24 protein-coding genes are annotated in these 23,425 nt (G+C 59.7%); 17 read left to right on the top strand and 7 right to left on the bottom strand.

Translation table 11 applies throughout. From position 1 onward, the window contains the following. Window positions 1-31 precede the first annotated feature (31 nt). Window positions 32-715, bottom strand: a complete 684-nt coding sequence (gene ung / locus GUC32_RS19005; RefSeq protein ID WP_033635636.1) for a uracil-DNA glycosylase — start codon at window positions 713-715, stop codon at window positions 32-34. Between the two features lie 347 nt (window positions 716-1,062). On the opposite strand from ung, the gene grcA reads away from it, so the two are divergent. The 3 genes from grcA to GUC32_RS18990 all read left to right on the top strand — a co-directional run bounded on the left by grcA (window position 1,063) and on the right by GUC32_RS18990 (window position 3,340). After that, window positions 1,063-1,446, top strand: a complete 384-nt coding sequence (grcA, locus tag GUC32_RS19000; RefSeq protein ID WP_004929114.1) for an autonomous glycyl radical cofactor GrcA — start codon at window positions 1,063-1,065, stop codon at window positions 1,444-1,446. Window positions 1,447-1,629: 183 nt separating this feature from the next. Continuing rightward, entirely contained in the window at window positions 1,630-2,592 is a 963-nt protein-coding gene (locus GUC32_RS18995) for a DUF2974 domain-containing protein (protein ID WP_025303953.1), read from the top strand. Further along, on the top strand, window positions 2,585-3,340 hold the full coding sequence (locus tag GUC32_RS18990; RefSeq protein ID WP_049209574.1) for an ankyrin repeat domain-containing protein: 756 nt from the start codon (window positions 2,585-2,587) through the stop codon (window positions 3,338-3,340). The genes GUC32_RS18995 and GUC32_RS18990 overlap by 8 nt, the downstream gene beginning before the upstream one ends. A gap of 53 nt (window positions 3,341-3,393) precedes the next feature. Here GUC32_RS18990 and srmB read toward each other — a convergent pair whose 3' ends face one another. Next, on the bottom strand, window positions 3,394-4,716 hold the full coding sequence (gene srmB, locus GUC32_RS18985) for an ATP-dependent RNA helicase SrmB (RefSeq protein WP_025303951.1): 1,323 nt from the start codon (window positions 4,714-4,716) through the stop codon (window positions 3,394-3,396). Window positions 4,717-4,815: 99 nt separating this feature from the next. Between srmB and GUC32_RS18980 the strand changes: the two genes are divergently transcribed. Beyond that, the gene (locus GUC32_RS18980; protein ID WP_025303950.1) at window positions 4,816-5,595 is read left to right on the top strand and encodes a tRNA1(Val) (adenine(37)-N6)-methyltransferase; all 780 of its coding nucleotides are present in this window, start codon (window positions 4,816-4,818) and stop codon (window positions 5,593-5,595) included. 38 nt (window positions 5,596-5,633) lie between these two features. Here GUC32_RS18980 and nadB read toward each other — a convergent pair whose 3' ends face one another. Continuing rightward, window positions 5,634-7,235 (bottom strand): L-aspartate oxidase, encoded by a 1,602-nt coding sequence (nadB, locus tag GUC32_RS18975; protein ID WP_369435379.1) that lies wholly within the window; start codon window positions 7,233-7,235, stop codon window positions 5,634-5,636. Window positions 7,236-7,449: 214 nt separating this feature from the next. Between nadB and rpoE the strand changes: the two genes are divergently transcribed. Genes rpoE through rseC form a run of 4 tightly spaced genes read left to right on the top strand, consistent with a single transcriptional unit; the run spans window position 7,450 to window position 10,141 of the window. Continuing rightward, window positions 7,450-8,025: an RNA polymerase sigma factor RpoE gene (rpoE, locus tag GUC32_RS18970; protein ID WP_004929136.1), complete on the top strand. Its 576-nt coding sequence runs from the start codon at window positions 7,450-7,452 to the stop codon at window positions 8,023-8,025. 30 nt (window positions 8,026-8,055) lie between these two features. Beyond that, complete coding sequence (rseA, locus tag GUC32_RS18965) at window positions 8,056-8,709, top strand: anti-sigma-E factor RseA (protein ID WP_016929795.1); 654 nt, start codon at window positions 8,056-8,058, stop codon at window positions 8,707-8,709. Continuing rightward, entirely contained in the window at window positions 8,709-9,665 is a 957-nt protein-coding gene (gene rseB, locus GUC32_RS18960) for a sigma-E factor regulatory protein RseB (RefSeq protein WP_025303948.1), read from the top strand. The genes rseA and rseB overlap by 1 nt, the downstream gene beginning before the upstream one ends. Next, window positions 9,665-10,141 carry a SoxR-reducing system protein RseC gene (rseC, locus tag GUC32_RS18955; RefSeq protein ID WP_060448116.1) on the top strand — a complete coding sequence of 159 codons (477 nt, stop codon included), beginning with the start codon at window positions 9,665-9,667 and terminating at the stop codon, window positions 10,139-10,141. Before rseB ends, rseC begins: the two co-directional genes overlap by 1 nt. Here the strand turns inward: rseC and GUC32_RS18950 are convergent. Next, complete coding sequence (locus GUC32_RS18950; protein ID WP_043138313.1) at window positions 10,138-10,974, bottom strand: hypothetical protein; 837 nt, start codon at window positions 10,972-10,974, stop codon at window positions 10,138-10,140. The genes rseC and GUC32_RS18950 overlap by 4 nt on opposite strands. A 519-nt stretch (window positions 10,975-11,493) precedes the next feature. Here GUC32_RS18950 and lepA point away from each other — a divergent pair. The 7 genes from lepA (at window position 11,494) to acpS (ending at window position 18,045) form a co-directional block, all read left to right on the top strand. Continuing rightward, window positions 11,494-13,293 carry a translation elongation factor 4 gene (gene lepA / locus GUC32_RS18945; RefSeq protein WP_025303945.1) on the top strand — a complete coding sequence of 600 codons (1,800 nt, stop codon included), beginning with the start codon at window positions 11,494-11,496 and terminating at the stop codon, window positions 13,291-13,293. Between the two features lie 32 nt (window positions 13,294-13,325). Further along, entirely contained in the window at window positions 13,326-14,303 is a 978-nt protein-coding gene (gene lepB, locus GUC32_RS18940; protein ID WP_015378805.1) for a signal peptidase I, read from the top strand. 235 nt (window positions 14,304-14,538) lie between these two features. After that, complete coding sequence (gene rnc / locus GUC32_RS18935) at window positions 14,539-15,219, top strand: ribonuclease III (RefSeq protein ID WP_004929158.1); 681 nt, start codon at window positions 14,539-14,541, stop codon at window positions 15,217-15,219. Further along, window positions 15,216-16,124, top strand: a complete 909-nt coding sequence (era, locus tag GUC32_RS18930) for a GTPase Era (RefSeq protein ID WP_025303944.1) — start codon at window positions 15,216-15,218, stop codon at window positions 16,122-16,124. The genes rnc and era overlap by 4 nt, the downstream gene beginning before the upstream one ends. A gap of 6 nt (window positions 16,125-16,130) precedes the next feature. Continuing rightward, entirely contained in the window at window positions 16,131-16,862 is a 732-nt protein-coding gene (gene recO, locus GUC32_RS18925; protein ID WP_004929165.1) for a DNA repair protein RecO, read from the top strand. 71 nt (window positions 16,863-16,933) lie between these two features. Next, window positions 16,934-17,665, top strand: coding sequence for a pyridoxine 5'-phosphate synthase (gene pdxJ / locus GUC32_RS18920; RefSeq protein ID WP_025303943.1), 732 nt, complete (start codon window positions 16,934-16,936; stop codon window positions 17,663-17,665). Next, entirely contained in the window at window positions 17,665-18,045 is a 381-nt protein-coding gene (acpS, locus tag GUC32_RS18915) for a holo-ACP synthase (protein ID WP_004929169.1), read from the top strand. Before pdxJ ends, acpS begins: the two co-directional genes overlap by 1 nt. 44 nt (window positions 18,046-18,089) lie before the next feature. On the opposite strand, the gene GUC32_RS18910 is transcribed toward acpS, so the two are convergent. The 3 genes from GUC32_RS18910 to GUC32_RS18900 form a co-directional block, all read right to left on the bottom strand. Further along, window positions 18,090-18,350: a YfhL family 4Fe-4S dicluster ferredoxin gene (locus tag GUC32_RS18910; protein ID WP_025303942.1), complete on the bottom strand. Its 261-nt coding sequence runs from the start codon at window positions 18,348-18,350 to the stop codon at window positions 18,090-18,092. A gap of 91 nt (window positions 18,351-18,441) precedes the next feature. After that, a complete protein-coding gene (locus GUC32_RS18905; RefSeq protein WP_369435378.1) occupies window positions 18,442-19,986 on the bottom strand; it encodes a phosphoethanolamine transferase in 1,545 nt (514 codons plus the stop codon). A gap of 143 nt (window positions 19,987-20,129) precedes the next feature. Next, on the bottom strand, window positions 20,130-20,978 hold the full coding sequence (locus GUC32_RS18900) for a MurR/RpiR family transcriptional regulator (protein WP_016929788.1): 849 nt from the start codon (window positions 20,976-20,978) through the stop codon (window positions 20,130-20,132). 167 nt (window positions 20,979-21,145) lie between these two features. Between GUC32_RS18900 and murQ the strand changes: the two genes are divergently transcribed. Then, on the top strand, window positions 21,146-22,039 hold the full coding sequence (gene murQ, locus GUC32_RS18895) for an N-acetylmuramic acid 6-phosphate etherase (protein WP_089196179.1): 894 nt from the start codon (window positions 21,146-21,148) through the stop codon (window positions 22,037-22,039). Window positions 22,040-22,057: 18 nt separating this feature from the next. Next, window positions 22,058-23,425: a PTS transporter subunit EIIC gene (locus GUC32_RS18890; protein WP_025303939.1), complete on the top strand. Its 1,368-nt coding sequence runs from the start codon at window positions 22,058-22,060 to the stop codon at window positions 23,423-23,425.

The following is a 23,425-nucleotide window of genomic DNA, read 5'->3' as shown; positions in this document are numbered from 1 at the left end:
GGCACCCGAGGGTGCCTTTTTTGTCACTGGACTATGCCTGCGGCAGGCGCGGCATCCAGTCGATCGGCGTGAGCCCTTGCTGCTCCAGCAGCTGATTGGCCTGCGAGAAGTGGCGGCAGCCGAGGAAACCGCGGTGCGCGGAGAGCGGTGACGGGTGCGGCGCCTTCAGCACATGGTGGCGGTTGCGGTCGATAAAGTTGCCTTTCTTCTGCGCGTGCGAGCCCCACAGCAGGAACACCACGCCTTCGCGGTTCTCATTCAGGGCGGCGATCACCTTATCGGTAAAGGTTTCCCAGCCCAGGTTGGCGTGCGAGTGCGCGCGGCCGCCTTCCACCGTCAGCACGGTGTTGAGCAGCAGCACCCCCTGTTCAGCCCAGCTTTGCAGGTAGCCGTGATCCGGGCGTTCGAAGCCGGGAATGTCGGTCGCCAGCTCTTTATACATGTTCACCAGCGACGGCGGCGCCGGCACGCCGGGGCGCACCGAGAAAGAGAGGCCGTGCGCCTGATTGGGCCCGTGATACGGATCCTGGCCGAGGATGACGACCTTGACGTCCGCCAGCTCGGTATAGCGGAAAGCGTTGAACACGTCCTTCTGCGGTGGATAAATGGTCTTACCGGCCTGGCGCTCAGCGGCAACAAAGGCGAGCGTTTCAACAAAATAGGGCTGCTCTTTCTCTTTGCCGATCACGTCATGCCAGGTGAGGGAGGTGGCCATAAACGCTCTCCTTTGTTTTCTTTAGCAATTCATGGGCTATAGCTTACCGTTTCGGCACGCGCAGCGAAACCCGCTTTTCATTTCTCACTGTCACGCGTAATGCAATTATTTTTTGAAAATTTACAAAAATAATTGGTTTTTTCCGCAGTGGGAAAATTGATATAAAACATAAATTTGCCCCTTCATGCCCTGTGCCTACCCGGTAAAAATTGACTTTAATCAAGGAACTGGCCCGGTCAGGCTGGTATACAGAACAACAAGACAACAATGGTTTTACCAAATGGCCGAAACCAGAATTGGGTTTTCTCACGACGTGAATTTTTACGCCCTTGTACGGAGGCAACATAATGATTACCGGTATTCAAATTACCAAAGCGAACGACCAGGCGCTGGTGAATTCTTTCTGGCTGCTGGATGATGAAAAAGCGGAAGCTCGCTGCGTGTGCGCCAAGGCCAACTACGCGGAAGATCAGGTTGTCGCAGTGAGCGACCTGGGCCAGATCGAATACCGTGAAGTGCCGCTGGAAATGCAGCCGACCGTGCGCGTGGAAGGCGGTCAGCACCTGAACGTCAACGTGCTGCGTCGCGAAACCCTGGAAGACGCGGTCAAGCACCCGGAAAAATACCCGCAGCTGACCATCCGCGTGTCCGGTTATGCGGTACGCTTCAACTCTCTGACGCCGGAACAGCAGCGCGACGTTATCGCCCGCACCTTTACCGAAAGCCTGTAATTTGCGGCGCAGTCAATCAGGGAGCTTCGGCTCCCTTTTCTGCGTTTGGTGGCCGAAAACCGAACGCGGATCACATTCTGTACAAAGATAAGCATTTCTAATACAGAACTCATCCGACCTGCCGATAGCTAAATCAGCACCTATTCAGGTGCTCAATAAAAAGTCTATCGACAAGGAGTCGGCATGAGTATGCCTTTAAGTTTTACCTCTGCAGTATCCCCGGTGGCCGCGATCCCTACACCTCGCGCCGCTGCCGAGACGGCGACGGCGGCGCAGCCTGCGGCAGCGCCGGCAAATCCAGCGCCGGTGGCCACCCCTTCTCAGAACACGCTCAATGCGCAGAACCTGTTGAATACGCTGGTCGGCGATATCTCCGCGGCGGCCCCGACGGCGGCGGCAGCGCCGGGCGTGACACGGGGGCAACAATCGCAGGAAGGTGATTATGCGTTGGCGCTGTTGGCCAAGGACGTTTATTCACTGAACGGCCAGGGCGCTGCCGGGTTCAACCGCCTGAGCGACAGCGCGCTGCTCGGTTTTGGCATCGATCCCGCCAGCCTGCACGACGCGGGCAGCGGTTTCCAGGCCGGGGTTTACAGCAACGACAAGCAGTATGTGTTGGCGTTCGCCGGCACCAACGACTGGCGCGACTGGCTGAGCAACGTGCGGCAGGCGACGGGCTATGACGATGTGCAGTACAATCAGGCGGTTGCCGCTGCCAAAAGCGCCAAGGCGGCCTTTGGCGATGCGCTGGTGATCGCCGGTCATTCGCTTGGCGGTGGCCTGGCGGCCACGGCTGCGCTGGCGACCGGTACCGTCGCGGTCACCTTCAACGCGGCTGGGGTTTCGGATTACACCCTGAATCGCCTGGGTATCGATCCGGCGGCGGCGAAGAAAGATGCCGAAGCCGGCGGCATTCGCCGCTACAGCGAGCAATATGACATGCTGACCAGCACCCAGGAGTCGACTTCGCTGATCCCGGACGCCATCGGCCATAACATCACCTTGGCCAACAACGATACCCTGACTGGCATCGATGACTGGCGGCCGAGCAAGCATCTGGATCGCAGCCTGACTGCGCACGGCATCGACAAGGTGATAAGCTCGATGGCGGAACAAAAGCCGTGGGAGGCGAAGGCCAATGCCTGAAGGGCGTCGCTTGCGGCGGGCGCTGGCGATAGCCTTACTGGCGCTGGTCGCGGTGACCGGTTTACTGATGATGGCTAAGGAGCAACAGATGGGGCAGGAGATTTCGCCGTTTGACGGTCGAAGCAATCTGGCGCTGGCTCAGGCGGTGGCGCGTGGCGATACGCAGGGTATCCGTGCGCAGGCCACGCAGGATCGCTTGCGCGAACGGGGCGATCGGCAGGTCACGCTGTTGCAGTGGGCGGTGCTTTCGCAGCAGCCGGGTAGCGTGCAGGCGTTGCTGGCGCTCGGGGCAGACCCGGCGGCAGCGGGGCTGGACGGCAACAGCGCGTTGCACACCGCGGCGATGTTGCAAGATGCGCAGTACCTGCGGCTGTTACTGGCCGAAGGGGCACAGGTGAACGTGCGTAATGCCGTTACCGGCGCCACGCCGCTTGCGGCGGCGGTGCTGGCCGGGCGCGAAGAGCAACTGCGGCTGTTGCTGGCGGCCGGAGCGGACACCACCTTGAGCGATCGGCTGGGGGATACTCCGCTGCATCTGGCGGCGAAGATTAACGCGCCGCACCTGGCGCTGCTGCTGTTGCAGGCCGGGGCCGATGCCCGGGCACGCAACCAGCAGGGCGTCGTGTTCCAGTTTTACTTCTCGCAAACGCCGGCGCATTTGCAGAATGACGAGCTGAAGGCGCAGTTCCGCGAACTGGATAAATGGCTGCAGGGGCACCGTCTGGCCACGCACTACGCGCAGCAGTAAACGCCCATAAAAAAAACCGCCTGTACAGGCGGTTTTTTCTTAGGCAGCGGTGGTTATTCCGCGTCGCCGGCCGGTTTGGCCTTCGCCTGACGGCGTTTGCCGACGTTTTTGGCGTCGCGATGGCGCACTTTCACCTTGGCCTTCTCTTTGTTCTTCGCTTTATCTTCCGCGCGCTTGGCCAGCACTTTCTTCGACGGTTTACCGTTGCTCTTCTCGTTCGGCACCTTGGTTTTCGGCCGCAGTTCGTCGATCACGCGCGCTTTCAGCGGCTCGTTCAGGTAACGGCCCACTTTGCCCAGCAGCAGATGGTCGTGCGCTTCCACCAGCGAAATGGCGGTGCCTTTGCGCCCGGCGCGGCCGGTACGCCCGATGCGGTGCAGGTAGGTATCCGCCGTGCGCGGCATGTCGAAGTTGAACACGTGGGTGATATCGAGGATATCCAGGCCACGTGCGGCAACGTCGGTGGCGACCAGCACGTTAACCCGGCCATCCATCATGCGTTTGACCGCCTCGTTGCGTTTGGCCTGCACCATTTCGCCTTCGAGATAGCAGGTGTTGATGCCCGCTTCGCGCAGCCAGGTGGCCAGCTCATGCACGCGCTCGCGCTTGCGCACGAAGATCACCGATTTCTGCACGTCTGGCTGCTGCAGCAGGTGGATTAGCAGCGCGGTTTTGTGCTGCACGTCATCGGCGCGGTAGTACCACTGCAGGATCTTTTTGCGTTCGCGGCGCGACGGATCGGCCTCCACTTCCACCGGCTCTTTCAGGATGCGCTCGGCGAATTCGCGGATCGCTTCGCCTTCCAGCGTGGCGGAGAACAGCAGCGTTTGGTTGCGCCAGCGGGTTTCGGCGGAGATGGTTTCGATGTCCTGCGCGAAGCCCATGTCGAGCATGCGGTCGGCTTCGTCGAGGATCAGGGTTTCCACCGCGCGGCAGTCGAAGTTCTCTTCTTTAATGTATTGCAGCAAGCGGCCGGTGGTGGCGACCACCACGTCCTGGTTTTCGCTGAACACTTCCGCGTGGTTCATGTAAGCGACGCCGCCGGTGATGGTGGCGATATCCAGCGAGGTATGAGCAGCCAATTCACGCGCCTGGTCGGCGACCTGCATCGCCAGTTCACGCGTTGGCGTCAGGATCAGCACGCGCGGCGGGCCGGATTTTTTGCGTGGAAAGTCCAGCAGGTGCTGCAAAACGGGCAGCAGGAAGGCGGCGGTTTTGCCGGTGCCGGTCGGAGCCGAACCTAAGACGTCGCGCCCGTCCATCGCCGGCGGGATCGCTGCGGCCTGAATGGCGGTGGGGCGATCGTAGCCTTTGTCGCGCAGCGCGTCGATCAGGCGATCATCGAGTTCGAGTTCGGAAAAAGTGGTTGCTGTCATGGTCTACCTCTACTTGGGGCGCCGATTATAGACGGGTTGGCCGCGATCTTCACCTATTTAAGCGGAAAGCCGCTCTTTTCCCGCCGATCAGATTGCCTTATGCTACGCCAGTTTTATAGCCAGGTGGTGAGTGTGAGCAAGCGATCGAAAGCCGATTTTACCCCGCGCCGCGGGGGTTTTACCTTTAAACAATTCTTTGTCGCCCACGATCGTTGCGCCATGAAAGTGGGCACCGACGGGGTGCTGCTCGGCGCCTGGGCACCGCTGGGGCAGGCGCGCCGGGTGCTGGACATCGGCTGCGGCAGCGGGCTGATCGCGTTGATGCTGGCGCAGCGCAGCGGCGACGAAGTGACCATCGACGCGGTGGAACTGGATGAAGCCGCCGCCGGCCAGGCGCGCGAAAACGCGGCGGAATCGCCGTGGCCACAGCGCATCCGCGTGCATGCGCAGGATATTCATCATTATGCGCAGCGGCATGCCGCTGAGTATGATCTGATCGTCAGTAATCCGCCGTATTTCGAGCCGGCGGTGGCCTGCCGCGACCAGGCGCGCCACAACGCGCGCTACACCGAAACCCTGACGCACGGCGCGCTGTTGGCCTGCGCGGCGCAGCTGCTGGCGGAACAGGGGACGTTCTGCGTGGTGCTGCCGCACGACGTTGGCGCCGAATTCGAACGCCTGGCGCTGCAAAGCGGCTGGCATACGGCGGTGAAAGTGAACGTCAGCGACCGGGCCGATACGCCGCTGCACCGGGTGCTGCTGGCGCTGACACGGCGGGAAACGCCGCTGCAGGCGCAGGCGCTGGCGATCAAACAGGCCGATGGCAGCTACACCGACGATTTCCGCCGATTGATCACCGACTTCTACCTGTTCTACTGAAAAGAAAAGGGCGCCGATAAGGCGCCCTGTCGCAGAGTTTAAGGCTGCAAAATGGTCGGCAGCGCTTCCGGCAGCAAATCCGGGTAATCCAGCGTGTAGTGCAGGCCGCGGCTCTCTTTGCGCGCCATGGCGCTGCGCACGATAAGCTCGGCCACCTGCACCAGATTGCGCAGCTCCAGCAGGTTGTTGGAGATGCGGAAGTGCGCGTAGTACTCGTCGATTTCCGCCTGCAGCGTGTTGATGCGGCGCAGGGCGCGCTCCAGCCGCTTGGTAGTGCGCACGATGCCGACGTAATCCCACATGAACAGCCGCAGCTCGTGCCAGTTGTGCTGAATCACCACCCGTTCGTCCGCATCGTCCACCCGGCTTTCATCCCAGTGTGGCACCTGTTTGGCCTGCTGGATGAACGGCAGGCGCTGCAGAATGTCTTCCGCCGCCGACCAACCGTAAACCAGGCATTCCAACAGCGAGTTCGACGCCATGCGGTTGGCGCCGTGCAGGCCGGTGTAGCTGACTTCGCCGATGGCGTACAGCCCGTCGAGATCGGTGCGGCCGTGCTGATCGACCATCACGCCGCCGCAGGTGTAGTGCGCCGCCGGGACGATGGGGATCGGTTGCCGAGTCAGATCGAAGCCCAGCGTCAGCAGCTTTTCGTGGATCATTGGGAAGTGCTGGGTGATGAACTCCGCCGGCTTGTGGCTGATGTCCAGGTACATGCAGTCGGCGCCCAGGCGCTTCATTTCATGGTCGATGGCGCGGGCGACGATATCGCGCGGAGCCAGTTCGCTGCGCGGGTCGAAATCCGGCATAAAGCGGCTGCCGTCCGGGCGCTTCAGGTAAGCGCCTTCGCCGCGCAGCGCTTCGGTCAGCAGGAAGTTGCGCGCCTGCGGGTGGAACAGGCAGGTCGGGTGGAACTGGTTGAACTCCAGGTTGGCGACCCGGCAGCCGGCGCGCCAGGCCATGGCGATGCCGTCGCCGGAGGAGATATCGGGGTTGGTGGTGTATTGGTACACCTTGGCCGCGCCGCCTGTCGCCAACACCACCGTTTTGGCGCGGTAGGTTTCCACCTGCTCCAGCTCGCGGTTCCAGACGTAAGCGCCCACGACTCGGCGGGTGCCCGGCAGGCCGATTTTATTCGAGGTGATAAGGTCAACCGCGTTGCGGCGCTCCATCACGCAAATATTGGGGTGAGCGCTTGCTTTCCCCACCAGCGTGGTCTCTACTTCCTTACCGGTCGCGTCCGCGGCGTGCAGGATGCGGCGATGGCTGTGGCCGCCTTCGCGCGTGAGGTGATAATGCGCCTCGCCCTGCGCGTTGATCTCGGTGTCGAACAGCACGCCCTGATCGATCAGCCACTGCACGCAGTGGCGCGCGTTGCCGGCGATGAATTCGACGGCCTCTTTGTCACACAGGCCGGCACCGGCAATCAAAGTGTCATCAACGTGTGAGGCAATGCTGTCCGTCTCATCGAACACCGCGGCGATCCCGCCCTGGGCGTAAAAGGTGGCCCCCTCGCTGAGCGGCCCCTTGCTGAGAACGGTAACCTTACAATGCTGCGCCAGGCGCAGCGCCAGTGACAGGCCCGCAGCGCCGCTGCCGACGATCAGGACATCGCTAACATGTTCAGATGATGGTTGCATAACGTATGATGTGTGCAGAAGAAGAGTGAATTTCATGTTAGCCTAACTGTCCGGGCAAAAGCCACGGATAGGGTGACATCAACAGAAAAAACAATGGCGATATGGAACTTCGTGTTCTATATGAACTCCAAGCGAGTGCTTGCTCAGGAAAATAATGTATGGCTGGCAGTACAATTTTACGCGTGGAGACGGATTTGGGGAGAGTTTACCTCGGATGAGCGAGCAGTTAACGGATCAAGTTCTGGTCGAGCGGGTCCAAAAGGGCGATCAGAAGTCGTTTAACCTACTGGTAGTGCGCTATCAGCATAAGGTGGCGAGTCTCGTTTCCCGCTATGTGCCGCAGGGCGATGTGCCCGATGTGGTGCAGGAGTCGTTTATCAAGGCCTATCGCGCACTGGAATCGTTCCGTGGCGACAGCGCTTTTTATACCTGGTTGTATCGAATCGCCGTGAACACGGCAAAGAATTATCTGGTTGCTCAGGGGCGCCGTCCGCCATCCAGTGATGTGGACGCCAACGATGCGGAAAATTACGAAAGTGCGGGCGCACTGAAAGAAATTTCGAACCCTGAGAACTTAATGTTGTCAGAAGAGCTGAGACAGATAGTTTTCCGTACCATTGAGTCTCTCCCTGAGGATCTTCGCATGGCGATTACCTTGCGGGAGTTGGATGGTCTAAGCTACGAAGAGATAGCCGCCATCATGGATTGCCCGGTCGGAACCGTACGTTCGCGTATTTTCCGCGCCCGGGAAGCTATCGATAATAAAGTTCAACCGCTGATCCAGCGTTAGCAATGGCGGGCACAGGAAGGGTACTTAGGCATGCAGAAAGAAAAGCTTTCCGCTCTGATGGATGGTGAATCGTTCGACAGCGAGCTGTTGAGTTCTCTGTCGCAAGATCGAACGCTTCAACAAAGCTGGCAGAGCTATCACCTGATACGTGACACACTGCGAGGTGATGTCGGACAAGTGATGCATCTCGACATCGCCGATCGCGTAGCCGCTGCACTTGAGAAAGAACCCGCCCGGCTGGTACCTTCCGCCGTTCAGGAATCTCAGCCGCAGCCTCACACCTGGCAGAAAATGCCGTTCTGGGACAAAGTGCGTCCTTGGGCGAGCCAGATTACGCAAATCGGTATGGCGGCCTGCGTGTCTCTGGCGGTGATCGTCGGCGTGCAGCAGTACAACCAGCCTTCTGCGCCATCGAACGCGTCCGAATCGCCGGCCTTCACCACGCTGCCGATCATGGGCCAGGCCTCGCCGGTCAGCCTGGGCGTGCCTGCCGACAGTTTCTCTACCGGCAGCGGTCAACAGCAGCAGGTGCAGGAACAGCGTAAGCGTATCAACGCCATGCTGCAGGACTATGAGCTGCAACGTCGCCTGCATTCGGATCAGCTGCAGCTTGAGCAAGGCAACCCACAACAGGCTGCCATTCAGGTTCCCGGAACTCAGTCTTTAGGAATGCAACAGCAGTAATGAAGCAAATCTGGTTCTCCGTTTGTTTATTGACGGGCAGCCTGCTCTATTCCAGCATCGCCCCGGCGCAGCCAACTGCGTCCGGGGCGTTATTGCAACAGATGAGCAGCGCCAGCCGTTCTCTCAATTACGAGCTCGCCTACATCAGCATCAGCAAGCAGGGAATCGAGTCGTTGCGCTATCGCCATGCGGTGATCGGCAACGTGCCGCTCGGCCAGCTGCTGCATATGGATGGCCCGCGTCGCGAAGTGTTGCAGCGCGGCGGCGGGATCAGCTACTTCGAACCCGGTCTGGAACCGTTCACGCTCACCGGCGATCACATCGTCGATGCGCTGCCGGCGATCGTCTATGCCGATTTCACTCGTCTGGCCAAGTATTACGACTTCATCTCCGTGGGCAGCACCCGCATCGCCGATCGGCCGTGTGAAGTGCTGCGCGTAGTGGCGCGCGACGGTTCCCGCTACAGTTACATCGTCTGGATGGACGAAGACACCAAGCTGCCGCTGCGGGTGGATTTGCTCGATCGCGACGGCGAAACGCTGGAGCAATATCGGGTGATCTCCTTTGCGGTCGGCGCCGACGTGCAGGGCGCGATGCAGGGGCTGCTCAAAGCCAACCTGCCGCCGCTGCTGTCGCTGCCGGCGGTGGAAAACGTCCAGCTGAGCTGGAGCACCGGCTGGCTGCCGGCTGGCGTGGACGAGGTGGCGCGCAATCGCCGCAAATTGCCGAATGTCGCCGTGCCGGTTGAATCCCGGCTCTACAGCGACGGCCTGTTCAGCTTCTCGGTCAACGTCAGCCCGGCGGGCAGCGGCGCCGGGCAGCAGTACTACCGTCAGGGGCGCCGCACCATTCAGACCGAAGTGCGCGCGGGCAACGAAATCACGATTGTGGGCGAATTGCCGCCGGCGACGGCCAAGCGCATCGCCGACAGCATTTCTTTCAAGGTATCGCCGTAATGATGAAAGAGTGGGCCACGGTGGTTTCGTGGCAACAGGGCGTAGCGCTGCTGCGCTGTGAACCCAAGGCCGGCTGCGGCAGCTGCACCGCGCGTTCCGGCTGCGGCGCGCGTGCGTTGAACGAGTTGGTGCCGGAAACCGAGCATCAGCTGCAGGTGCATATCGAGCAGCCGCTCGAACCGGGGCAGCGCGTCGAGGTCGGCATCGCGGAAGGCAGCCTGCTGCGCTCCGCCATGCTGGTTTACCTGACGCCGCTGCTGGGCATGATGCTGGGCGGCACGTTGTTGCAATATTGTTTCGGCAGCGACGCCTCGGCGGCAGTCGGCGCCGTACTGGGCGGCGGGGCGGCCTTTATGCTGGCGCGCCGGTTGGCCCGGCATTTGGGCGAGCAGGCCGACTACCAGCCGGTGGTGCTGCAGATTGGGTTGCCGCCTACCGCGATGCGCATGCAGGCGGAAAACTCCCCGCTGATTTAAACCGATGGCCGCGTCATCGCCGGGTTGTGATAGGCGGTGATGCGGTTGTGGATCATATGCTCCAACAGCGCGATGAACAGATCGGCGCTGAGCAGCGAATCGTAGTTAATCGCGAACAGCAGATTTCCCTGGCCGTCGAGCAAGCGGATGCCGCGCTGCGGATGGTTTTCCAACGTGCGGATCTGCTCGATCGGCACGTTTCCCCGTTCAGTCGCCAGCAAGGTGGCGCTCAGTCGCAGCGTTTCGGTCGGCGTGCCTTGCCGCTTGCCGAGCAGCTGCTGCCACAGCCAGCGCGCGTCGCCCTCAACGGTGTGAAACGACACCGTCTCCCCTTGATAGAGCGCATTCAACGCCAGCGGCCCGCGCTGTTGCAGCTGTTGGTCGACGATCACGTCCGCCAACCGCCACGAATGGGCGATATTGCTGAAAACCGTGCACCAGGGCTGATCTGCGCCGGTGCGAAACGCCGTGACGTCAAACAGCCCGCCAAAAGCCTTGCCGCCGCGAAAGCGATAGATATCACCGATCTTCTCAAACGGGATGAAACGCTCTTTGTGATGGTGGTCGTCAAAGACCCGCACGCCGTGCTCGTACAGGCGATAGGTCAGCGTCGGACGCAGATAATGCCGCAGCGCCAGCAGCGTACAGCCGAGTAAAATCGTGCCCGCGCCGGCCTGCAACAGCGTGATGACCTCGCTCTCGTCAATGCTGCTCAGCAGCGGCAGCACCAACAGCGCCGCCCCCACGCTAAACAGCAGCGCCGCCGCTGCCAGAATGCCCCAGTTGACCTTCGAAAAATCGTGCCGGCTCAGCATTTGCCCTTTATCGATCATAATGCACCTTCCAATCAACGTACGCAGATATGCTGGTGAACCCCGGTGGGCTGCCGATGTAGTGCCCGGAATAATGTTTTGTCGCGGAGTTCACGCCCTTTCTATCCGAGGGACGGTGGTGGCGTATATGGGGTTTTTCCTAAAGGATGTGGGGCAAAATCGAATTCTAAGAGGTTGATCCAAATATTCTTTTTCGATAATTTCAGAAGGGGTTTATTGCGCTGCGGCCGGTTATGTATTAGCACCGGAGTTTGATGGCCACGGATCACCGGCAAGCCTCGGGTTCAGGCTGTATCGTCCGCGTTAACATCTGTTTTCACCCGCCGGGGCGACCTGTAACATTTAGCGGCGCATAATAGAATGCCTTCACTGCACCGATCGCTAGGTTTTCAGTGGTGTGGCATGTAGAATGCAGCGATTCAGGTGCAAGACGGCCTCACCCATTCACTGTCGCTTTAGGTCCATGCGGGTTTCTATAGGCGAGTAATTCAGAAATACCAAGGCAGAAAAACTTTTATAATGAAGCATATACGAAATTTCTCCATTATTGCCCATATTGACCACGGTAAGTCGACGCTGTCTGACCGCATTATCCAAATCTGCGGTGGCTTGTCCGACCGTGAAATGGCTGCGCAGGTGCTCGATTCCATGGATCTGGAGCGCGAGCGCGGCATCACCATCAAGGCGCAGAGCGTAACGCTGGATTATAAAGCGCTGGATGGGCAGACCTATCAGCTTAACTTTATCGACACCCCTGGCCACGTTGACTTCTCCTATGAAGTCTCCCGCTCGCTGGCGGCCTGCGAAGGCGCGCTGCTGGTGGTGGACGCCGGTCAGGGCGTAGAAGCCCAGACGCTGGCCAACTGCTACACCGCGATCGAAATGGATCTGGAAGTGGTGCCGGTGTTGAACAAAATCGACCTGCCGGCCGCCGATCCGGATCGCGCCGCGCAGGAAATTGAAGACATCGTCGGCATCGACGCTACCGATGCGGTGCGCTGCTCGGCCAAAACCGGCGTCGGTGTGCCTGAGGTACTGGAGCGTCTGGTGCGCGACATTCCTGCGCCGCAGGGCGATCCGGATGCGCCGCTGCAGGCGTTGATCATCGACTCCTGGTTCGATAACTACCTGGGCGTCGTGTCTCTGGTGCGCGTCAAGAACGGCACGCTGCGCAAGGGCGACAAGATCAAGGTCATGAGCACCGGCCAGGTGTATAACGCCGATCGTTTGGGTATCTTCACGCCGAAGCAGGTCGATCGCGACGTGCTGAACTGCGGCGAAGTGGGCTGGCTGGTCTGTGCGATCAAAGACATCCTCGGCGCGCCGGTGGGCGATACCCTGACGCAGGCGCGTCAGCCGGCGGATAAAGCGCTGCCGGGCTTCAAGAAAGTGAAGCCGCAGGTGTACGCCGGTCTGTTCCCAATCAGCTCCGACGACTATGAATCTTTCCGTGATGCGCTGGGCAAGCTGAGCCTTAACGACGCGTCCCTGTTCTACGAGCCGGAAAGCTCCACCGCGTTGGGCTTCGGCTTCCGCTGCGGCTTCCTCGGTCTGCTGCACATGGAGATCATTCAGGAACGTCTGGAGCGTGAATACGATCTGGATCTGATCACCACCGCGCCGACGGTAGTCTACGAAGTGGAAACCACCGGCAAAGAAGTGATCTACGTCGACAGCCCGTCCAAGCTGCCGCCGCTGAACAACATCCAGGAACTGCGCGAGCCGATCGCCGAATGTCACATGCTGATGCCGCAGGAATACCTGGGCAACGTCATCACCCTGTGCGTTGAGAAACGCGGTGTGCAGACCAACATGGTTTACCACGGCAACCAGGTGGCGTTGACCTATGAAATCCCGATGGCGGAAGTGGTGCTCGACTTCTTCGACCGCCTGAAGTCCACGTCGCGCGGTTATGCGTCGCTGGATTACAACTTCAAGCGTTTCCAGGCCTCCGACATGGTGCGCGTGGACGTGCTGATCAACAACGAGCGCGTGGATGCGCTGGCGCTGATCACCCACCGCGACAACTCGCAGTATCGCGGCCGTGAACTGGTGGAGAAGATGAAAGAGTTGATCCCGCGTCAGCAGTTCGACATTGCGATTCAGGCGGCGATCGGCACGCACATCATCGCGCGCTCCACCGTGAAGCAGCTGCGTAAAAACGTGCTGGCGAAATGCTACGGCGGTGACGTCAGCCGTAAGAAAAAGCTGCTGCAGAAACAGAAAGACGGTAAGAAGCGCATGAAGCAGGTCGGCAACGTCGAGCTGCCGCAGGAAGCGTTCCTGGCCATTCTGCACGTCGGTAAAGACGGCAAGTAACCGCGACGAGTTCGCGAAACGAGGGAGTTTGCATGGCGAATATGTTTGCCCTGATCCTGGCGTTGGCCACCCTGGTCACTGGGATCATCTGGTGCTTCGAGCGCTTTAAATGGGCGCCGGCCCGCCGCGCGAAGATTGCGGCGGTCAACGAGCAGACCGCGGGCGCAGTAGACGATAAAACGCTGGCGAAAGTGGCGAAGCAGCCAGGCTGGGTAGAGACCGGGGCATCGGTCTTCCCGGTGTTGCTGCTGGTCTTTGTGGTGCGCTCGTTTATTTACGAACCGTTCCAGATCCCGTCCGGATCAATGATGCCGACGCTGTTGATTGGCGATTTCATTCTGGTGGAGAAATATGCCTACGGCATTAAAGATCCGATTACCCAGACTACGCTCATTGAAACCGGCCATCCGAAGCGTGGCGATATTGCGGTATTTAAATATCCGCTGGATCCGAAGCTGGATTATATCAAGCGCGTGATTGGCCTGCCGGGCGACCGTATTACTTACGATCCGGTGAATAAGCGCGTCACGGTGCAGCCGTCCTGCAACAGCGGGCAGTCCTGCGATACCGCGCTGGCCGTGACCTACGCCGATGCGCAGCCGAGCGACTTCGTGCAGCTGTTCAGCCGCAGCGGCATGGGCGAGGCCAGCAACGGCTTCTATCAGATCCCGCTGAACGATAACGTGCCGTCGGGCGGCATTCGCATGCGTGAGCGCCAGGAAAGCCTCGGCAACGTCACGCATCGCATCCTGACCGTGCCGGACGCGCAGGATCGGGTGGGCGCTTACTACCAACAGCCGGGTAAACCGCTGGCGGAGTGGGTGGTGCCGGCCGGGCATTACTTCATGATGGGCGACAACCGCGATAACAGCGCGGACAGCCGTTACTGGGGCTTTGTGCCGGAGAAGAATCTGGTGGGTAAAGCCACGGCCATCTGGATGAGCTTTGAAAAACAGGAAGGTGAGTGGCCTACCGGCGTGCGTTTCAGCCGGATCGGCGGTATTCATTAATCGCTGACTGATTCCCTGTTAATTTCACGCCGCAGCCTACTGCGGCGTGAAAGATTAAGGGGATATAAACACAGCATTATGTTTCCACTCGTTGTAGAATACTTTCTCGAGCGATAAAAAGTTGGCCCCTGCTGGGAGCCACTGCAAACGAAACAGCTTTGGATCGGCTTTCGGCGAAGCAGGCCTGTTCCGTATGCTGCAAGTTTTTGACGCATTCTTGATCTATTGGTAACTCATGAACCCCATCGTAATAAACAGGCTGCAGCGGAAGCTGGGCTACACTTTTCAACAGCAGGAGCTTTTACTGCAGGCTTTGACTCACCGCAGCGCCAGCAGTAAACACAATGAACGTCTTGAGTTTCTGGGTGACTCGATTCTGAGCTTTGTCATCGCCAATGCGCTCTATCATCGCTTTCCTCGCGTAGACGAGGGAGACATGAGCCGCATGCGCGCCACGCTGGTGCGCGGCAATACGCTGGCGGAGATGGCACGCGAGTTTGACCTGGGCGAATGTCTGCGGCTTGGGCCGGGCGAATTGAAAAGTGGTGGGTTCCGCCGCGAGTCAATCCTGGCGGATACGGTGGAGGCATTGATCGGCGGCGTGTTCCTGGACAGCGACATCCAGACCGTCGAGCGCCTGATTTTGGACTGGTATCGCAGCCGGTTGGACGAAATCAGCCCCGGTGATAAGCAGAAAGACCCGAAAACCCGTTTGCAGGAATTTTTGCAGGGGCGTCATCTGCCGTTGCCTTCTTATTTGGTGGTGCAGGTTCGCGGTGAAGCGCACGACCAAGAGTTTACCATCCACTGCCAGGTGAGTGGTTTGAGCGAGCCCGTGGTGGGCACCGGCTCAAGCCGCCGTAAAGCCGAGCAGGCGGCAGCGGAACAAGCGCTGAAAAAGCTGGAGCTTGAATGAGTGAAGTAAAACAACACTGCGGTTTTATCGCCATCGTCGGCCGCCCGAACGTGGGCAAATCGACGTTGCTGAACCAACTGCTGGGGCAGAAGGTTTCCATTACGTCGCGTAAGCCGCAGACGACCCGTCACCGCATCATGGGCATCGACACCGATGGCGCCTATCAGGCGATCTACGTCGATACCCCTGGGCTGCACATCGAAGAAAAACGCGCCATCAACCGTTTGATGAACCGCGCGGCCAGCAGCTCGATCGGCGACGTCGAACTGGTGATTTTCGTGGTCGAAGGCACCAACTGGACCGCCGACGACGAAATGGTGGTCAACAAGCTGCGCAGCCTGCGCTGCCCGGTATTGCTGGCGATCAACAAGGTCGATAACGTCACTGACAAATCCAAGCTGTTGCCGCACATCGCCTTCCTCAGCCAGCAGATGAATTTCCTCGACGTGGTGCCTATCTCCGCCGAGAAAGGGATGAACGTCGACACCATCGCCGGCATCGTGCGCAAGCTGCTGCCGGAAGCGGAACACCACTTCCCGGAAGACTACATCACCGATCGCTCCCAGCGCTTTATGGCGTCCGAGATCATCCGTGAGAAGCTGATGCGTTTCCTGGGCGAAGAGCTGCCCTATTCGGTGACGGTAGAGATCGAACAGTTCGTGGCCAACGATCGCGGCGGTTACGATGTGCACGGCCTGATCCTGGTCGAGCGCGAAGGCCAGAAGAAAATGGTCATCGGCAATAAAGGCGCCAAGATCAAAACCATCGGCATCGAAGCGCGCCAGGACATGGAAAAGATGTTCGACGCCAAAGTGCATCTGGAGCTGTGGGTGAAAGTGAAATCCGGTTGGGCGGACGACGAACGTGCGCTGCGCAGCCTGGGCTATGTTGACGATCTGAAGTAACGACCCGTGGACGGCTGGGAGCGCGCTTTCGTCCTGCATGGGCGGCCGTACAGTGAAACCAGTCTGATGCTGGATCTGTTTACCGAAGGTCATGGGCGGGTGCGCTTGCTGGCGAAAGGCGCGCGCAGCCGCCGCTCCAATCTGAAGGGTTGCCTGCAGCCCTTTACCCCCCTGTTAGTGCGCTGGGGCGGGCGTGGCGAAGTGAAAACGCTGCGCAACGCCGAAGCGGTCTCCCTTGGTTTACCCCTCAGCGGCATGATGCTCTACAGCGGCCTGTATGTGAACGAGCTGCTGGCGCGCGTGCTGGAGCAGGAAACCAACTACTCGGTGCTGTTCTTCGACTACCTGCAATGCCTGCAGGCGCTGGCGGCGGAAGACAGTTCGCCGGAACAGGCGCTGCGTCAGTTCGAGCTGGCCCTGTTGCACCACCTGGGTTACGGCCTCGATTTCCTGCACTGCGCCGGCAGCGGCCTGCCGGTGGATGATGCCATGACCTACCGCTACCGCGAAGAGAAGGGCTTTATCGCCAGCCTGGTGGTGGATCACTACAGCTTCACCGGGCGCGAACTGCGCGCGCTGGCGGAGCGTCAGTTTCCCGATGCCGAGACGCTGCGCGCCGCCAAGCGTTTCACCCGCATGGCGCTGAAACCCTACCTCGGCGGCAAGCCGTTGAAGAGCCGCGAACTGTTCCGCCAGTTTGTGCGCAAACAGCCGAATACGCCGGTCGACGACGCCTGACCTTTTCCCCTTTTGCCGCCCTGCGCCCGCGTGTAAACTGCTGACACTGAAAATCGTATTTAGAGGTTGTCATGGCTGATTTGCTGCTGGGCGTCAATATCGATCACATCGCCACGTTACGTAACGCGCGCGGAACCCAATACCCGGATCCGGTTCAGGCGGCATTCATTGCCGAACAGGCAGGGGCCGACGGCATTACCGTGCATCTGCGCGAAGACCGCCGCCACATCACCGACCGCGACGTGCGCTTGCTGCGCCAGACCATCCAGACGCGCATGAATCTGGAGATGGCGGTGACCGACGAGATGCTGGATATCGCCATTGAGCTGAAGCCGCATTTCTGCTGCCTGGTGCCGGAAAAACGCGAAGAAGTGACCACCGAAGGCGGCCTGGACGTCGCCGGTCAGCTGGACAAAATGAGCGTGGCGGTTGAGCGCCTGGCGCAGGCGGGCATTTTGGTCTCGCTGTTCATCGATCCCGATCATCGCCAAATCGACGCGGCGGTGGCGGTGGGCGCCCCGTATATCGAAATCCACACCGGTGCCTACGCCGAAGCGCAGGGCGAGCTGGCGGTACAGGCCGAGCTGCGCCGCATCGCGGTAGCCGCCGCCTACGCGGCCGAGAAGGGGCTGAAGGTCAACGCCGGCCACGGCCTGACCTATCACAACGTGCAGCCGATCGCCGCGCTGCCGGAAATGCACGAGCTGAACATCGGCCATGCGATTATCGGCCAGGCGGTGATGAGCGGGTTGCCGGCCGCGGTTGCCGACATGAAAGTGCTGATGCGGGAAGCGCGCCGGTAATGGCGGTGCTCGGGCTGGGTACCGACATCGTCGAGATGGCGCGTATCGAGGCGGTGGTGGAGCGCAGCGGCGATCGTCTGGCGCGCCGCGTGCTGAGCGACGCCGAGTGGGCGCTGTATCAGCAGCACCAGCAGCCGATTCGCTTTCTGGCCAAACGTTTCGCCGTGAAAGAGGCCGCTGCCAAGGCGTTCGGTACCGGCATTCGCAACGGCCTGGCGTTCAATCAGTTCGAAGTGTTCAACGATGCGCTGGGCAAGCCGAATATTCGTTTGCACGGCCGCGCCGCCGAGCTGGCGGGGGAGATGGGGGTCACCGCGATCCACGTTTCGCTGGCCGACGAGCGGCGTTATGCCTGCGCGACGGTGATCGTCGAAAGCTGAAAAGAGAAAGGGCGCCTATGGCGCCCTTGTCAGTCCTGCGGCGATTAAATGCGATCGGCGTGGTGCAACACCACGAACTTGTCCCACAGCTGTTCGTTGCTCTCGCGGTGCTGCGGATCGGTAATGATGGTGTTGTCGATCGGGCAGACCTGCTGACAGGTCGGCGTATCGTAATGGCCGACGCACTCGGTGCAGCGGTCGGTATCTATCTGATAAATTTCATCGCCCATCGAAATTGCCTGGTTCGGGCATTCCGGCTCGCACATATCGCAGTTGATGCATTTCTTGGTAATCAGCAGTGCCATTGTCAGTTATCTTTCCATCGGTGTGCTCGGGCTGGCGCGCAATCTATCATAGAATCGCCGCGCAACGGGCACTTTTTCGTCATCTTACCGCTTAGGGTAACTCAGGCGGATCGTCAGCCAACTGATCGAAATCAACCATTCTCTGCCCGTCAAACACCCAGCGTTTATCTGCATCTGCGATACGTATCGTAGGCATCACTTCGGGATGGGCAATCCGTATTCCCGCCTCTTGGGCAAACAACCCGATAAAATCGAACGCGCTTAAGGGATCATCAATGATCTGGTGCTGTTGGTCGCGATCGCTCAGCACCAGCAACGGCACCTGGTAATTCTGCCGGGTATCGCCGCTGTGGCGTAAAGAACGCCCACCGCCGATATCCTTGTGGGAAAGGCCGTGATCGGAGAAATAGAACAGTTTAAACGGTGTGCCACTCTGTTTCAGGCTGTGATAAACCTGCTCGATAAAACGGTCGGTCTTGCGGTAGGTAGAGAGATAGCAGGCCAGTTCCTTATTCGGCGACTCGACGCTCGGCGGTTCGCCGTTAAGCCGCTCGCAAAAGTCGGCGTGCGAGCCCATCAGATGCAGCACATACAGATTGCCTTGTCCCTGGCGACGCAATAATGGGTCAAATATCGGCAGCAGCGCATCGTCATCGGTATTGCGCGATTGGAAGTCGCCTTTCTTCAGGAAATAATGGCTATCGCTGAACATGGCGATTTTTGATACCGGCGTATCGAATTGTCCGAACATGCCCTGATTGGACAGCCAGTGGGTTTTGAGACCGGCGGCTTTTGCCAGGGTGATGATATTATCTCCGATGGCAATGTTGTGGCCGTTGCTCAAAGCCAGCGTGCGAGGAAGCGATTCGAACGTATTTGGCGCGGTGGAAATATAATTGCTGTAAAATCGTCCATTGGCATTATCCAGAAACGGCGTAGTGGACACCGGATAACCAAATAAGGACATATGATCTTTGCGCATACTTTCGCCGACGATAATGACATAGTTTTCATTCGTCGGTGCGCCTGCGGTTATTGACCAGGTACCCGGTGTTGTAGCACCGGCACTTAATTCATCAACCTGCTGTTGGTATTGATGGTAAGCCGAGTAGAGGGATAAAAAGAAGTCAGGCAATTTAAGATTCGCCACACCGCCATTGAAGGCTCTGGCGATAATGATAACCATCAGCAGGGCTAGCAAGGGAAGTATAGTTTTTTTTGAAATGGCTTGCCGCCAAATAAATAGGCCGAGAATGGCCAGCATAACCAGAATGGCGGCGGGCAGCAGATAACAACTGGCCGGCAGGGTCTGCAAAAACTCCCTCGCTTCTATGAGGTTGGTTTGTAACAGGGCGGACATCACGGCAGCGGAAGGGGTACCGTAAATGGCCCCGACCGGCGCATACAGCGCGCACAGCAGAATAAACGGAATAATCAGGCCGTATCGGGTAAGCGAATGAATAGATAATAATAGCAAAGTAAGCGCAATAAAAAGAATATCAATACCTTTTCCACCGCTGTATCCCATCGCCTTGATTAGAATCAATGCAGTAATGACATAGAGCAAAAAGGTACGCAGAATCGGATGCGTCACGGAATGCCGCAACTTATCTAAAATAACAGTGTGTGTATTCATAATGGTATCGTTAAATAATGCTGTCCATGCACGCTCAATTATTGATCAATAATTGAGCAGGTCACCGCCCGCACATTATTTTTCGAATGCAGAGAAGGGAAATAATTGAACTGGCGGCGTTTTATCGGCCGCCATTATACGCGTCAAACCAACTTTTTCATTAACTGTTCGCTGTGCTTGATGCGATCGCGGGCATGATCGAGATCGTGCTGGATCAATGCCATAAACAGCAGGTCGGTGAGGGCGAACTGGGCGGTGCTGGAGGAGATGGCCGCGCTGCGGGTATGGGGCTCTTCGGCGATGGTATAGAGACAGTGGTCCGCGCGCTGCTGCAGACCATTGGGCGAGAAACTGGTCAACGCCAACACCCTGGCGCCGGCCTGGCGCGCCTCTTCCGCCGCCAGATTGATTTCACGCCGTTCACCGCTGAAGGAGATCGCCAGCAGCAGATCGCGTTTGTCCAGCGCCTGCACCGCCGCCAGCTGGACGTGCATGTCCGCTTCGGCCACCGCCATCACGCCGATTTTCAGCAGCTTGAAGGAAAAATCCTTGGCCACCAGCCCGGAGGCGCCGATGCCGATCAGCATCACCCGGCGCGCCTGGCGCAGCATGTCCAGCGCCTGATGCAGCCGCTCTTCGCTGTTGATGTCCAGCGTCGCGCGCAGCGCCGCCTGCTTTTCCGCCAATAGCTTTTCACCGACGGTTTTCAGCGTGTCGCTGCTGAGGATGTGGTTGTGAACGGTCACTACCGGTTCGGCCTGCGGCTGGGCCAGCGTCTCGCTCAGCGCCAGCTTCAGCGCCGGGAAACCTTTATAGCCCAGTTTTTGGGCGAACTTGACCACGCTCGACTGGCTGATGCCGGCCAACTGGGCCAGCTTTTGCGAGCTGAGATGGCGCGCCTGCTCGGCGTTATTCAGCAGAAAGTCCGCCAGCTTGCGGTCGTTTTGCGCCAGTGTCGGATACATCTGGCGAATGCGCAGAAGGGTACTCATTGTTCTTTCCCTGGAAACCAGCGGCCATTTTGCCATGCAGAGGGCGAAAACGCGCGGTGAAAATTTTTGTGAGCTCGTCGTTAAAATAGCAAATAGCGCTCGCTTTGTTGAATAAAATATTCAAATATTGATTTAATTTTGTGAATTAAAAATTCAAAGGTGAACAGATGAACTTAGGCGCACTGGTATCGGAAACCCGCAACCCGGCCACCATGGGGCTGGATGAGATGTCGACGTTGGACATGGTCCGCTGCTTTAACCAGGAAGACCGCAAGGTGCCGGAGGCGATTGAAAAAGTGCTGCCGGCGATTGCGCAGGCGGTCGATTTGGCCGCGGCGGCGCTGAAGGCCGGCGGCCGGCTGATTTATTTGGGCGCCGGCACCAGCGGCCGCCTGGGCGTATTGGATGCCTCCGAGTGCCCGCCGACCTTCGGCGTGCCGCACGGCGTGGTGGTGGGGCTGATCGCCGGCGGACCGGGCGCGCTGCTCAAAGCGGTGGAGGGGGCGGAAGACGACGAGGCCCTGGGCGAAGCCGATCTCCGGGCGCTGAACCTCACCGCCGTCGATATGGTGGTGGGGTTGGCGGCCTCGGGGCGCACGCCCTACGTGATCGGCGCCCTGCGCTATGCGCGCGGGCTGGGCTGCCCGACGGCGGCCATCTCCTGCAACCCGGATTCGCCGATTGCGCACGAAGCGCAGGTGGCGATTTCGCCGGTGGTGGGGCCAGAGGCGCTGACCGGTTCGACTCGCCTGAAATCCGGCACCGCGCAGAAACTGGTGCTCAACATGCTGTCGACCGGCGCGATGGTCAAACTGGGCAAGGTCTACCAGAACCTGATGGTGGACGTGAAGGCCACCAACGTCAAACTGGTGGATCGCGCTTGCCGCATCGTGGTGGAGGCCACCGGCGCCGAACGCGCTCAGGCGGAGGCGGCGCTGGCGCAGACCGGCTTTGAGGTTAAACCGGCGATCCTGATGATTTTGGCCGGCGTCAGCGCCGAAGAGGCGCAGCAGCGGCTGCAGCGGTACGACGGTTACCTGCGCGCGGCGTTGGTGCGTTAATTCACGGTGGGGGTGGCGATGGACAAGACAACGGCATTGGCGACACAGATCTTGGCGGGTGTGGGGGGCGAGGGCAATATCCTCAAACTGGAGAACTGCATGACGCGGGTGCGCGTTGAGGTCAGCGACGAGCAGCGTCTGGACCTGGCCGCCCTCAAGCAGCTGCCCGGCGTGAAAGGCTATATCAAACAGGGTGAGCAGCATCAGTTTATCGTCGGCCCGGGCGCCGCCGCCAAGGTGGTGGACGCCATGCGCGGGCTGTTGAGCGGCAATGCACAGCCCGCTGCCGCCGTCGGTGATGCGGCGCGCACCAAGGCGCAGGCTAAGCAAAAATACGCTGCGCCGATGAGCGGCGCGCTGAAAAAGCTGGCCGATGTCTTTATTCCGCTGATCCCGGCGTTTATCGCCTCGGGGCTGATCACCGGCATCATCAACCTGCTGAAACGGCCCGACATCGCCGGTCAGTTGGCCGTGGACTACCCGAACGTGCTGGGGCTGCTGGCGATATTCGGCAGCGCGGTATTCGCCATCATGAACATTCTGGTTGGGGTGAACGCCGCGCGGGTGTTCGGCGGCTCACAGGCGATGGGCGGCGTGATGGCCGGGATCCTCTCCAGCCCTGCGCTGGCGCAGATCACGTTGTTCGGCGAGGCGCTGCAGCCGGGGCGCGGCGGGGTGATCGCCGTGCTGCTGGTGGTGGCGTTGATGTGCTGGGTGGAGAAACGCCTGCGTACGCTGTTGCCGGAGTCGGTCGAACTGATCCTTAACCCACTGCTGACCACGCTGGTCACCGCCTCGTTGGCGATCCTGATCCTGCAGCCGGTCGGGGGGGTTATTTCCGATGCCATCGCCCACGGCGCCAATCTGGCGATCGACAAGGGCGGGTTGCTGGTGGGGGCGCTGCTCTCGGGGCTGTTCCTGCCGCTGGTGCTGTCCGGCTTGCATCAGGGGCTGGTGCCGATCCACGTCGAGCTGGTGCAGGCGCACGGTTCCAACCCGCTGCTGCCGATCCTGGCGATGGCCGGCGTCGGTCAGGTGGGGGCGGCGCTGGCGGTGCTGTTGAAAACCCGCAATGCGCGGCTGAAGAAGGTGATCAAAGGGGCGTTGCCGGTCGGCATTCTCGGCATCGGCGAGCCGCTGATCTTCGGGGTGACGCTGCCGCTGGGGCGGCCGTTTATCGGCGCCTGCCTCGGCGGGGCGGTCGGCGGTGCGCTGATCAGCTACTGGAAGGTAGCGACGGTGATTACCTTCGGCATTTCGGGGCTGCCTTTGGCGTTGACCATCGTCTCAGGTAAGGTGATGTTGTATCTGGCGGGGATGCTGATTACGATTATCGCCGGTTTTCTCTTCACCTGGATGATGGGGTTCAACGATCCCGAGGAGTAG

Origin of the sequence: Serratia sp. NGAS9, from assembly GCF_009905295.1 — a bacterium.
Taxonomy (GTDB): domain Bacteria; phylum Pseudomonadota; class Gammaproteobacteria; order Enterobacterales; family Enterobacteriaceae; genus Serratia; species Serratia bockelmannii.
The sequence above is the reverse complement of the archived record's forward strand: the minus strand, read 5'-3'. Positions and strand labels throughout refer to the sequence as shown.

Bases quoted from the DNA above. Each gene is read 5' to 3' on its own strand.
- pdxJ (WP_025303943.1), top strand. From the start codon at position 16,934: ATGGCTGATTTGCTGCTGGGCGTCAATATCGATCACATCGCCACGTTA.
- GUC32_RS18950 (WP_043138313.1), bottom strand. From the start codon at position 10,974: ATGATCGATAAAGGGCAAATGCTGAGCCGGCACGATTTTTCGAAGGTC.
- GUC32_RS18910 (WP_025303942.1), bottom strand. From the start codon at position 18,350: ATGGCACTGCTGATTACCAAGAAATGCATCAACTGCGATATGTGCGAG.
- GUC32_RS18900 (WP_016929788.1), bottom strand. From the start codon at position 20,978: ATGAGTACCCTTCTGCGCATTCGCCAGATGTATCCGACACTGGCGCAA.
- lepA (WP_025303945.1), top strand. From the start codon at position 11,494: ATGAAGCATATACGAAATTTCTCCATTATTGCCCATATTGACCACGGT.
- GUC32_RS18905 (WP_369435378.1), bottom strand. From the start codon at position 19,986: ATGAATACACACACTGTTATTTTAGATAAGTTGCGGCATTCCGTGACG.
- murQ (WP_089196179.1), top strand. From the start codon at position 21,146: ATGAACTTAGGCGCACTGGTATCGGAAACCCGCAACCCGGCCACCATG.
- grcA (WP_004929114.1), top strand. From the start codon at position 1,063: ATGATTACCGGTATTCAAATTACCAAAGCGAACGACCAGGCGCTGGTG.
- GUC32_RS18990 (WP_049209574.1), top strand. From the start codon at position 2,585: ATGCCTGAAGGGCGTCGCTTGCGGCGGGCGCTGGCGATAGCCTTACTG.
- rnc (WP_004929158.1), top strand. From the start codon at position 14,539: ATGAACCCCATCGTAATAAACAGGCTGCAGCGGAAGCTGGGCTACACT.
- rseB (WP_025303948.1), top strand. From the start codon at position 8,709: ATGAAGCAAATCTGGTTCTCCGTTTGTTTATTGACGGGCAGCCTGCTC.
- rseC (WP_060448116.1), top strand. From the start codon at position 9,665: ATGATGAAAGAGTGGGCCACGGTGGTTTCGTGGCAACAGGGCGTAGCG.
- acpS (WP_004929169.1), top strand. From the start codon at position 17,665: ATGGCGGTGCTCGGGCTGGGTACCGACATCGTCGAGATGGCGCGTATC.
- nadB (WP_369435379.1), bottom strand. From the start codon at position 7,235: ATGCAACCATCATCTGAACATGTTAGCGATGTCCTGATCGTCGGCAGC.
- lepB (WP_015378805.1), top strand. From the start codon at position 13,326: ATGGCGAATATGTTTGCCCTGATCCTGGCGTTGGCCACCCTGGTCACT.
- rpoE (WP_004929136.1), top strand. From the start codon at position 7,450: ATGAGCGAGCAGTTAACGGATCAAGTTCTGGTCGAGCGGGTCCAAAAG.
- ung (WP_033635636.1), bottom strand. From the start codon at position 715: ATGGCCACCTCCCTCACCTGGCATGACGTGATCGGCAAAGAGAAAGAG.
- rseA (WP_016929795.1), top strand. From the start codon at position 8,056: ATGCAGAAAGAAAAGCTTTCCGCTCTGATGGATGGTGAATCGTTCGAC.
- GUC32_RS18995 (WP_025303953.1), top strand. From the start codon at position 1,630: ATGAGTATGCCTTTAAGTTTTACCTCTGCAGTATCCCCGGTGGCCGCG.
- srmB (WP_025303951.1), bottom strand. From the start codon at position 4,716: ATGACAGCAACCACTTTTTCCGAACTCGAACTCGATGATCGCCTGATC.
- era (WP_025303944.1), top strand. From the start codon at position 15,216: ATGAGTGAAGTAAAACAACACTGCGGTTTTATCGCCATCGTCGGCCGC.
- GUC32_RS18980 (WP_025303950.1), top strand. From the start codon at position 4,816: ATGCTACGCCAGTTTTATAGCCAGGTGGTGAGTGTGAGCAAGCGATCG.
- GUC32_RS18890 (WP_025303939.1), top strand. From the start codon at position 22,058: ATGGACAAGACAACGGCATTGGCGACACAGATCTTGGCGGGTGTGGGG.